Genomic DNA, 11,485 nt, shown 5'->3' with positions numbered 1-11,485 from the left:
GTATTTTTCGAAGTAACATAGCCTGCTTTTAAGGTTATCAGACTACTGTAGTCAGGCTTTTGTTGTCTGCTCTTGCAATAGTTGTATACTTATTTTGACAAATAATTTAATATAATCTAGCTTTCTCGGTATCTGATACAACGATTTGTTGGAGAAGATTTTCTGTTTAGGGTCGTACTAATGCCCCCTCATAATGTTGGTTTCAGCATTTCAGGTGAGTCTGGGCAAAGACATTCTACAGGGTCCTTTCTATCAGTGTCACTAATCAGTATCAAACAGTATCAAATCTCAGAAGCGAAGGAAATCGATAGAAGAAGGAGGTGATCAATAGAAAGAGCGAGCCTTTGCTCACAATCAATACAAAACAAACAGACTGACGCGGTTAGCCGACGCAGTAACAAAATAACACCTTAACTATTTTGATTTAATTCTTACCTAAACAAACAGCGCAATGAAAAAAATTCTAATGCTATGCCTGCTGCTTGTGTCGGCCTTGATTCACGAGGCCATGGCTCAAGTCAGGGCGATCACCGGTACGGTGACAGACGCTACTACCAATCAGCCGCTGCCAGGGGTTACCGTCCTGGTGAAAGGCACCACAGTGGGTACTGCCACAGGAGCAGATGGTACCTATACTGTAAATGTGCCTGAAGGCAGCAATACCCTCGTTTTCCGCTTCGTAGGTTACCAGACCATTGAGCGGCCTATCGGCAACGCAGCTTCCGTGAATGTGTCTATGGGAACCGACACCCGCCAGTTGGGTGAGGTAGTGGTTACGGCTCTCGGTATCGAGCGTACTAAAAACGAACTCCCTTATGCCGCCCAGACAATTGGTGGCGAGGAAGTAGCCCAGACGCGCCAGCAGAACTTCACCAATGCACTTTCTGGTCGTGTGGCTGGTGTGCAGGTGTCGCAGAATAACAACCTCGGTGGTTCTACCAACGTGGTTATCCGCGGTAACAAGTCAATTGGCGGTAACAACCAGGCCTTGTTCGTGATTGACGGTGTGCCGATCGATAACTCCACCAACAACACAGCTAACCAGGCGACAGGTCGTGGTGGTTACGACTACGGTAACGCCGCAGCCGACATCAACCCGGATGACATCGAGACTTACACTATCCTGAAAGGTGCCGCTGCAACAGCGCTCTACGGTTCGCGTGCTGCCAACGGTGTTGTGATGATCACAACCAAGAAAGGCTCTAAGCGCCAGGGAATTGGTGTTACCATTAACTCTGGTGCTAACTGGGGAACTATGGATAAAAGCACTTACACCCGTTTCCAGAAGGATTACGGTAGAGGCTATCCGGGTGCTGTGTATAGCACGGAGTACCCTGGTTTCTACGCCAATGACGTAAACGGTGACGGAACTCCGGAGCGTGTGGTTGTATTGAACGAAGACGGTTCTGCCGGCCCACGTTTTGATCCGAACCTGCTTGTTTGGAACTGGGATTCATTCGACCCTACATCTCCAAACTTTGGACGTCCTACCCCATGGGTAGCAGGAGCTAACGACCCGACTACTTTCTTCGAAAACACTTACGGTACATCACACAGCATCGCCATTGACGGTACCAGCGACAAAGGCTTTTTCAAAGTGAACTATGGTCGCAATAGCAACGACGGTATGCTGCCAAACTCGAACGTAACGAAGAACTTCATTAACTTCTCTACTTCTTATGACCTGGTTGACAGATTGACAGCCACTACTTCGTTAAACTATACTGAAACTGATGGTCTTGGCCGTTACGGTACTGGTTACAGTGGCCTGAACCCGAACCAGGGCTTCAGACAGTGGTGGGGTATCGACGTAGACCTGAAAGAGCAGGAGCGTGCTTACATGGATACACGCCAGAACATAACCTGGAACCCAAGAGCCTGGAATGATCCTCGCCCAATGTTCTTCGACAACCCATACTGGACGCGTTACGAGAACTACAACTCAGACAACAGACGTCGTGCCTTAGGTTATGTACGCCTGGATTACAAATTGACAGACTGGTTGAACATCATGGGTCGTGCCTCACTTGATACGTATGACGAGATCCGTGAAGAGCGCTATGCTGTGGGTTCGGTTGGTGTATCGAGCTATACCAGACACAATGGTCGTTTCAGCGAAGCTAACTACGACTTGATGGCCAATATTGACAGAGATTTCTCTGAAGACTTCAACTTCAAAGCTACTGTAGGTACCAACATCCGCGACACCAAGACTTCTATGATCCGTTCTGCTACGAATGGTGGTCTGGTTGTGCCTCGCCTGTACTCGCTTTCTAACTCACGCAACCCGCTCGGCCCTCCGGTGGAGCAAGACACGCGTCTTCGCGTAAACGGTTACTTCGCAAGTGCTACACTGGGTTACAGAGACCTGGCTTTCCTGGACGTAGCTTCTCGTGTTGACCAGTCTTCTTCGCTTCCTCCTGCCAACAGAAACTACTTCTACCCATCTATTTCTGGTAGCTTTGTGTTCTCTGAATTAATGGAGCCAACTTACTGGTTTACTTATGGTAAAATCAGAGCGAACTATGCTGAGGTAGGTAACATGGCAATTCCGCTGAGCGTGTATGACACTTACAACCTGTTGGCTCCGTTCGGTTCTACTTCGTTGGCATCTGTTAACGGTACCAGAAACAACCCTGACCTGAAGCCAGAGCGTACGAAAAGCTGGGAACTTGGTCTTGAGTTGACGTTCATGGACGGTCGTACCGGTTTTGACGTGACTTACTACAACGCAAGCAGCGTTGACCAGATCCTGAACGTTCCGCTTTCAAGAGCAACTGGTTTCAATGCCCAGTGGATTAACGCCGGTGAGGTGGTAAACAAAGGTTTTGAAGTGAGTGCCTTCGGTTCTCCAATCAAAACAGATGACTTCTCCTGGACAATCAATGCCAACTGGACAAGAAACAGAAGTGAAGTAGTGGACCTGGGTCCTATTACAAACTACCAGATCGCTGCCTTCCAGGGTGGTGTGTCGCTTAACGCAGCTGAAGGTGAGCCGTTCGGTATCATGAGAGGTGCAGGCTTTGTATACAACGACAACGGCCAGCGTGTAGTAGGTGCTAACGGCCTATACATGTCGAACAGAAACGCCAACACCAACATTGGCGACATCAACCCTGACTGGATTGGTGGCGTGTCTAACACGTTCCGTTACAAAGGTGTTTCGTTTGGCTTCCTGATCGATGTGAAAAAAGGTGGCGACGTGTTCTCACTTGACCAGGCCTATGGCCAGTACACAGGTATTCCGGACAACACTTCCTTCATAAACGACCTGGGCAACCCAGTGCGTAACCCTATAGTTAGAAACGCAGACGGCAGCTACGCTGAAAACAGTGGTGGTATGATTCTGCCAGGTGTGAAAGAAGACGGTACGCCAAACGACAGACGTGTAGAAGTATTCTACGCTATGGGTTACAACAACCCGCCTGAAATGCACGTGTATGACGCCAGCTACGTGAAGCTGAGAGAGGCTACTTTAGGCTTCTCACTTCCAGAGTCTCTGGTTTCTAGATTCAAGGTGTTCCAGGGCATCGACTTGTCGATCTATGGCCGTAACCTGTACATCTTCCACAAGAACACGCCATACTCTGACCCAGAAGAAGGATTGAGCGCTGGTACCCTGTCACTGGGTTACCAAAGTGGTGCCTACCCTACGATGCGTAATGTGGGCTTTAACGTAAGAGCAAGATTTTAATTAAGAATAATATGAAAAAGATATTTGCACTCTTGATGATCGCGATATCCTTCGTCGGTTGTACGAAGGATTGGGATGACGACCTGATAGACCCCAAAAACCCAGTTTCGGTACCTGCCCCTATGCTTTTTGCTAATGCGCAGCGTAACCTGGTGGACCAAATGGTAACACCTAACGTAAACTCCGGCATCTTCAGGCTGATTTCACAGCACTGGGCGAATACCACGTATCCAGAAGAAAGCCGGTACGACCTGGTAAGCCGTAACATTCCACAGAACTTCTGGTTCACGCTGTACCGCGATGTGCTGATGGACTTCAGAGAAGCCTCTATCATTATCAATGATGATCAGGCGCTGAACGCTACAACAAAGGCAAATCAGCTAGCTGTGATCGAGGTGATGGAAGTGTATACCTGGTCTGTACTGGTTAACACGTTTGGGGATATTCCTTACTCTGAGGCCCTGAACCGCGACATCATCTACCCAACCTACGACGATGATGCAGCAATCTACGCAGACCTGTTTGCAAGACTGGATGCCGCTATTGCTACCATGAACGCCGAAGGTGCCGCAGGTGCCGGTAGCTTTGGGTCTTCTGACCTGATCTATGGTGGTAACATAGCCCGTTGGCTTACTTTCGCTAACTCGTTGAAGCTGAAACTCGGTATGACCGTAGCGGATGTGAATCCAGAGCGTGCCAGAACCGCTGCCAGCGAAGCCGCTCCAGGCGTATTCAAGTCAGCTGCCGACCAGGCCGTATTCAGATATACAGCTACTACGCCAAACGTAAACCCTGTGTGGTCAAACCTGGTACAGAGTGGTCGTAACGACTTTGTGCCTGCCGCTACGCTGGTTGACAGAATGAACGAGTTGAATGACCCACGTCGTGCTGCTTATTTCACACTGCACAATGGTGCTTATGTTGGTGGTATCTATGGTAACAACAACACGTATGCTAACTTCTCGAAAGTAAATCCTACGATCACGGCACCTGATTTCCCAGCCATTTTGCTTGGCTACGAAGAGATCGAGTTCTACCTGGCTGAGGCTGCCGCCCGTGGCTTTATTACAGCAGCTCCTGGCGATCACTACAGAAAAGCGATCACAGCGTCGATGGCGCAGTGGGGTGTGGCAGAGGGGCAGGCTACTGCTTATCTGGCTCAGCCACGCGTAGCAGCTTACCTGGCCGCTATGTCAGTGCCTGGCCCAGCTAACTCGCTGACTGAATTGCAGCGTGAGGCACTTGGTGTACAGAAGTGGATCGCGCTTTATGAGCGTCCGTTCCATGCCTGGACAGAGTTCCGTAGACTGGACTATCCACAGCTACAGGCTCCGGACGCGCAGTACAGACCAGCTTACAACACAGTGCCGGTGCGTTACCCTTATCCGCCAACTGAGCGTACGCTGAACCCTGACGCTGTAAACGCTGCTGCATCTGCCATTGGTGGAGACGAAGCGACAACCCGTATTTTCTGGGATGCGCGTTAGTAACCTGATTTAGACAAAATGATAATATTGAAGAAGTTTAATTAACTAGGTAGTAGTCTTCTTCATTTGAAAAAGGCCTTCGGTTTCCGGGGGCCTTTTCTGTTTTTATTTTAATTCATGTTTACACATAATTTTATGTTGGAATTTGTAAATTGCTATTCACCGCTTTTCACTTCAACCGACTCTCATGCACAGGTTCGCTTCTTTGCTAACGCTGCTTCTGTTGTTTTCCTTTTTTTATGCTGAGCCCGCAATAGGGCAGGAAAGGCACTATGAGCTTAGCGGAACAATAAGTAGCCAGTCAGGTGAGCCGATGGCAGGCGCCTATGTTCTGATAAACCCGGGCAACAAAACGATCAGCACCGATGAGCGGGGGCGATTTAGCGTCAGTTTGCCGCCAGGCGAATACACCCTGGAGAGTCAATACTTAGGTATGGAGCGTGTGGAGCAGCAGGTTAACCTTTTTCGGGACACGAGTGTGCGCCTGCAAATGAAATCTAAAGCTACCAATTTGAGGCAGGTAGAGATAGTAGCCAAATCGTCGATGGATGTGCAGTCTACCCAAATGGGCAGCACCTACATGGACGTGAAGCTACTCACTAAAATGCCTGCCTTGCTAGGCGAGGTGGATGTGATCCGATCGGTGTCTAGCTTGCCGGGTGTGGTGAGTGCCGGCGAGGGCACGGCGGGCTTTTATGTGCGCGGGGGCAGTGCAGACCAGAACCTGGTGCTGCTCGACGATGTGCCCGTGTTCAACTCAGCGCACCTGTTCGGTTTTTTCTCGGTATACAATCCCGATGTGCTCAAGAGCTATACCTTACACCGCAGTGGCATATCGGCCAGGTATGGCAGCCGTATTTCGTCTATCTTGGATGTGCAACTGCGCGACGGCAACGAAGAGCGCCCGCAGTACCAGGCAGGTATATCGCCTATCTCCGCCAAGTTTAGTGTCGATGGCCCCGTAAGCCCTAAACTGACGATACTGGCAGCTGGCCGGGCGGCCTACCCGACTTACCTGCTCCGTATGTTCAACAGCGACAATATCCGAAACAGCTCCGGCCACTTTTACGACCTCAACCTGAAGGCCAACTACAAACTCAACGAGAATAACACAGTTTCTTTCTCTTCTTACCACAGCAACGACGGCTTTAAATTTCCTTTTGATACGACTTACCAGTGGTCGAACACACTCGGCAACATAAAGTGGACCCATGTGTATGGCAACAGCCTGAGTAGTACAGTGACAGTGGCCAAAAGCACGTACACCAACCAAATAGAAGGTATAGCGACAGGCGATGAGTTTAATATGAGCTCAGGTATAGACTTCACGCAGATTAAAGCGGACCTGGGTTACTTCGGGCTGGAGCGTCATGCCATTGACTTTGGAGGGGGCGCCTCCTACTATACCATCGAGCCTGGCAAACTCGAGCCCTACGGTACTTCCAGCCTCAACCCGCGTGAGCTGCAAATTGACAAAGGCACGGAGTACCATGCCTATTTAAATGATGAGGTTACCCTAAACCCGCGTTGGACGGTTTCGCTGGGTTTGCGCCATACCTATTTTGTAAAGCGCGGCCCAACGGATGTGTATGTTTTTGCAGAAGGAAGGCCACGCAGCGAAACCTCCATTACTGACACCACACACTATGGCGAAGGCAGCAAAGTACATACCTATCAGGGATTGGAGCCAAGAGCTTCTGTCCGGTTTTTGCTCAATGACACCCGCTCCCTGAAAGCCAGCTATAGCCGTACGCGGCAATATTTACAATTAGTGACCAATACAGCGGCCATCACACCGGTGGATGTCTGGAAACTGGCCAACACACACATACAGCCGCAGATAGCAGACCAGGTTGCTGTCGGGTACTTTTACGTGAAGCCCGACAATGCCTATGAATTCAGTTGGGAGGTATACTACAAATGGCTGCAGAACCAGGTGGACTATAAGGATGGGGCTGTGCTACTGCTCAACCCGGCGCTGGAGGCCGAGCTGCTGATTGGCAAAGGCATGGCGTATGGGTCGGAGTGGCTGCTTAAAAAGAACACCGGTCGCACTACCGGTTGGCTCAGCCTGACCTACTCCCGATCTATGCGGCAAATCGACGGCGAAACTCCTGAAGAGACCATCAACAGCGGCAACTGGTACCCGTCTAACTATGACAAGCCCCTTAATCTGAACGTATTCCTGAATCGGCAGCTGCATCCGAAATGGACTGTCTCCGGAAACTTCAATTACACCACAGGCCGGCCGATTACCGCCTCCGACTCTTGGTACCGCTACCACGGACACATATTTGCAAATTACGTCGGCCGCAACCAGGCCCGCATGCCGGACTATCACCGCCTGGACGCTTCGCTCAATTATGAGTTTGAGAAACGAAAGCGGGTTGCATACACTGCCAGCTTTTCGGTCTATAACCTGTATGGGCGCAAGAACGCCTACTCTACTTTTTTCAGACATTATTACGGCCGACCGCCGGGCGCTTACAAACTGGCCATCATCGGGGTGCCTATACCTTCTATTAACCTGAATGCCCGTTTTTAACCAAAGACTACATGTTTAGGAAATTCTTATCCATAGTGCTTATCCTGTTGATGGGGTGTATCGACCCGATCGACTTTAAAAACAACGACCAGCAGGAGCACATGGTGGTGGAGGGCAGCTTTACCAACATGGCTGGCATAAACTATGTGCGGCTTTCTTATGCGCAGCCTTATACCTACCCATACAACAAGTTTGAGGAAAGGGCTTCCGTAATTATCACGAGTGAGGAAGGCGAGCAGTTTTACTTCAGCCACGATCAGGCGGGTTATTACTATCCGGTAGATGCTGAGAACACCTATGGTAGGCCCGGCCATACCTATACCTTGCAGGTAAATGTGGCCGATAAGTCATACCGGTCGGAGCCGATCACGCTCAGGGAGCCTGTGCCAATCGGGCAGGTGCACTTCGCGATCAACGAAAAGACATTTGCTTTGCAGGGCGATAAAGAAAAGCGAAAGCACATGGGCTACCAGGTGCTGGTGGATTTTCAGGATCCGGCTCAGGTACGGAATTATTACCGCTGGTCCTTTGCCCGGCAGTATGAAGTGCTTACCCAGCCTTGGGACTACCTGAACGATATGGGGGACCCTGCCCCTAAAAACTGCTGCGCTCGCTGCTGGATTCAGGAAAAAGAAGAAACCTTTACCGTGTCGGACGACCGCCTAACCAACGGCAAGCAGGTGATCAATAGAGAAGTGCTTTTTATCCCATTTGAGAAATATTTGCAGACCAGGTATAAAATGAAGGTATACCAGCATGCCATCACCCCCGATGCTTTTGAGTTTTACCGGATCATGGGGCAGCAGAAAGAGAGTACCGGCACCGTGTTTGATCCGCCGCCCTCAGAGATTAAAGGGAACATGCGCAGTACAAGCACACCAGAAGAGCAGGTGCTGGGCTTTTTTGATGTATCAGGCGTGGTAATGCAGGAGGTTGATATTAGGGCCAACGACATCCCGTACCCGGTCGGTATCTTTATACATCCAGATGACTGCCGCGAACTGCCCGGCGCTACTGATGTGCAGCCTGTGGGGTGGTAGACAACAGCTGCATGCCGTGCTATTTCTGCCTTAAAGCGTGGGCGGAGTATTGGAACATCCCTTACTTATAGATCAGAAATACCGCCGGCTGCTTGTGAATATCCGGTAGCTTGCCCTTCCACTCAGCTATGGTTTTGGTTTGGATGAACTCATGCTCAGGCGAGGTGATGTTGGCTGCAATGCAGAGGCGGGTGCTGCCGCTGAGCGTCTGCACCAAGTCCTCGAGCAGCTTGTTGTTGCGGTAGGGCGTTTCCATGAAGATCTGCGTCTGGTCCCGCTGCAGCATCTCTTTTTCCAAATTACGCAATGCCTGCAGTCGTGGTCCCTTCTCGATCGGCAGATAGCCGTGGAAGGCAAAGCGCTGCCCGTTGAAGCCACTGGCCATCAGGCTGAGCAGAATAGCCGATGGTCCGGCAAAAGGCACTACCCGTATACCTTTCTGATGCGCATACCTGGCCACCTCGGCCCCGGGGTCAGCTATACCTGGGCAGCCTGCCTCTGATATAATACCTGCGTCTATACCTTGCTCCAGCAGTGGTTTCAGAGAGGCTTGCACCTGGGCTGGTGTGGCATCCTTATCAACCTGCACAAAGTTAAGCTGCTCGATCACCAGCTCCGGGCAAATGCTTTTGACAAAGCGGCGGGCGGTGCGCAAGTTCTCCACAATGAAATAAGTCAGCCGACTCACCGTGTCCCTCACCTGCGGCGAAATTACCTGGTCAGCTGTGTTGTCTGCCAGTATGGTCGGAATCAGGTATAGCGTGCCGGTCTTCTTCATGGTGTATCCAGGAACCTTGTCACCAGGTCGTAGACCTTGTCCGGGGCTTCGGCGTGTACCCAGTGTCCTGCTTCAGGTATGGTTTCTACTTCTACAAGTGTGAACAAGCGCTCAATGCTGCCATACACATCTTCGGGCAGGATGTAGCGCGAGCGGCCGCCTTTGATAAAGAGTGTGTTTTTCTTGAAAGGCGTATCGGAGGTGATAGGCGCCGCTATCTTCTCGTAGTTTTTTTCGATCGCGTCCAGGTTCATGCGCCAGCCAAAGGTGTTGTCCTCTTTGCGGTACAAGTTTTTCATCAGGAATAGGCGTACCTCCTCCTGCGATATCGTTTTGGCCAGTTGCTTGTCCACTTCACCTCGGCTGGTCACGGTGCTAATATCTACCGACTGCAGCGCATCAATAATCTCATCGTGATGCGGTGGGTAAGCTTTGGGGGCGATGTCCACCACGATCAGCTTTGTGAGGCGGGTAGGATATTTGAGCGCATAGTTCATCGCTACTTTGCCACCCATAGAGTGTCCCATAATGGCTGGTGTTGGGATTTGCAACTCGTCTACCAGGCGCAGCACATCATCGGCCATGGCATCGTAATCGTGCTGCTCGCTGTGTGGAGAACGGCCGTGGTTGCGTAAGTCCACCATAAATACATTGTAGTGTTCAGCCAGTCGTTTGGCCAGGGTTGCCCAGTTGTCTAATGTGCCAAATAGCCCGTGCAAGATCAGCAGCGGCTGCCCGTGGCCCATTTCCTTATAGTGTAGCTTCATGTTTTTCAGTTAACAGTCAATATTAGTTTTTAGCTTACGGTGGAAGAGGAGAATGGATTATGATACCACCCGAATCAGATGCTCTTCGCTGCCACGCTCTTTCAGCACACCCAAAGGTTCCAGTTGCAGGCCGTACTTCTCAAACAACTGCAGCACTTCTTCGCGTCCACTTGGGTCGACGGCTACCAGCAGACCACCACTGGTCTGTGGGTCGCAGAGCAGGTGCTTTTGGTCTGGCGTGAGCTCAGCTATTTTGTGGCCGTAGCTGTCGAAGTTGCGGTGGGTGCCGCCAGGTATGGCTTTTTGGGCCAGGTAATCCAGCGCCTCGGGTATAAGCGGCACTTTATGAAAATATACTTCTGCCGAAAGGTTGCTGCCTTCGCACATCTCGGAGAGGTGGCCCAACAGGCCAAAGCCTGTCACATCGGTCATGGCTTTTACCTGTGGCAACTGGCCAAGGTCTGCACCGATCTTATTCAGCTGCATCATCTGCTGCGGGGCCAGGTGCACGTGCTCGGGCCTCAGAATGGCTTTCTTTTGAGCAGTGGTCAGAATACCTACGCCAAGCGGTTTGGTCAGGTATAACTCACAGCCGGCGGTGGCAGTGTCGTTTCGTTTTAGGTGTAGGATGTCGAGCATGCCGGTTACGGCCAGGCCAAAGATCGGCTCCGGGCTGTCGATACTGTGGCCGCCTGCTAGCGGTATACCTGCCTCGTGGCAAATGCTGCGGCTGCCTTCGATCACACGCTTGGCCACTTCGGGCGCCAGTTTGTCGATCGGCCAGCCCAGCACGGCAATAGCCATGGTAGGCGTGCCGCCCATGGCGTATACATCCGAAATGGCGTTGGCTGAGGCGATGCGGCCAAAGTCATAAGCATCATCCACGATCGGCATGAAGAAGTCGGTGGTGCTGATCACGGCGCGGCCGTTGCCGATGTCGTACACGGCAGCATCGTCGCGGGAGCTGTTGCCCACGAGCAGCTTGTCATTTTCCGGATAGTGGATGTCGGTGTGCAGGATCTTGTCGAGCACTTTGGGGGATATCTTGCAGCCGCAGCCTGCGCCGTGGCTGTACTGGGTGAGTTTTATGTCCTGGGTGTTGGTTTCTTCCATGGTAAGTGAGTTATTGTTCATTGCAGGTATAGCGGTTGTATGCCTGTAAGATATTGCTGCC

7 protein-coding genes are annotated in these 11,485 nt (G+C 51.1%); 4 read left to right on the top strand and 3 right to left on the bottom strand.

Annotated elements, in window-relative coordinates; all coding sequences use genetic code 11:
- The first annotated feature begins 451 nt into the window (after positions 1-451).
- From C8E01_RS16145 to C8E01_RS16130, 4 genes are all read left to right on the top strand, one after another.
- Positions 452-3,694: a SusC/RagA family TonB-linked outer membrane protein gene (locus tag C8E01_RS16145; RefSeq protein ID WP_243409634.1), complete on the top strand. Its 3,243-nt coding sequence runs from the start codon at positions 452-454 to the stop codon at positions 3,692-3,694.
- Positions 3,695-3,705: 11 nt separating this feature from the next.
- On the top strand, positions 3,706-5,181 hold the full coding sequence (locus C8E01_RS16140) for a SusD/RagB family nutrient-binding outer membrane lipoprotein (RefSeq protein WP_116544489.1): 1,476 nt from the start codon (positions 3,706-3,708) through the stop codon (positions 5,179-5,181).
- Between the two features lie 187 nt (positions 5,182-5,368).
- Positions 5,369-7,726, top strand: coding sequence for a TonB-dependent receptor (locus C8E01_RS16135; protein WP_116544488.1), 2,358 nt, complete (start codon positions 5,369-5,371; stop codon positions 7,724-7,726).
- An 11-nt stretch (positions 7,727-7,737) separates the two neighbouring features.
- Entirely contained in the window at positions 7,738-8,766 is a 1,029-nt protein-coding gene (locus C8E01_RS16130; protein ID WP_116544487.1) for a DUF4249 domain-containing protein, read from the top strand.
- Positions 8,767-8,827: 61 nt separating this feature from the next.
- Here the strand turns inward: C8E01_RS16130 and C8E01_RS16125 are convergent, their stop codons facing one another.
- The 3 genes from C8E01_RS16125 to selD are packed head-to-tail and all read right to left on the bottom strand — an operon-like array spanning position 8,828 to position 11,424.
- Positions 8,828-9,544, bottom strand: coding sequence for an SAM-dependent methyltransferase (locus C8E01_RS16125; protein ID WP_116544486.1), 717 nt, complete (start codon positions 9,542-9,544; stop codon positions 8,828-8,830).
- Positions 9,541-10,311, bottom strand: coding sequence for an alpha/beta fold hydrolase (locus C8E01_RS16120; RefSeq protein ID WP_165820668.1), 771 nt, complete (start codon positions 10,309-10,311; stop codon positions 9,541-9,543). Before C8E01_RS16120 ends, C8E01_RS16125 begins: the two co-directional genes overlap by 4 nt.
- A gap of 57 nt (positions 10,312-10,368) precedes the next feature.
- Positions 10,369-11,424: a selenide, water dikinase SelD gene (selD, locus tag C8E01_RS16115; protein WP_116544509.1), complete on the bottom strand. Its 1,056-nt coding sequence runs from the start codon at positions 11,422-11,424 to the stop codon at positions 10,369-10,371.
- Positions 11,425-11,485 lie beyond the last annotated feature (61 nt).

This window comes from Pontibacter virosus (assembly GCF_003096355.1).
GTDB classification, from domain to species: domain Bacteria; phylum Bacteroidota; class Bacteroidia; order Cytophagales; family Hymenobacteraceae; genus Pontibacter; species Pontibacter virosus.
The sequence above is the reverse complement of the archived record's forward strand: the minus strand, read 5'-3'. Positions and strand labels throughout refer to the sequence as shown.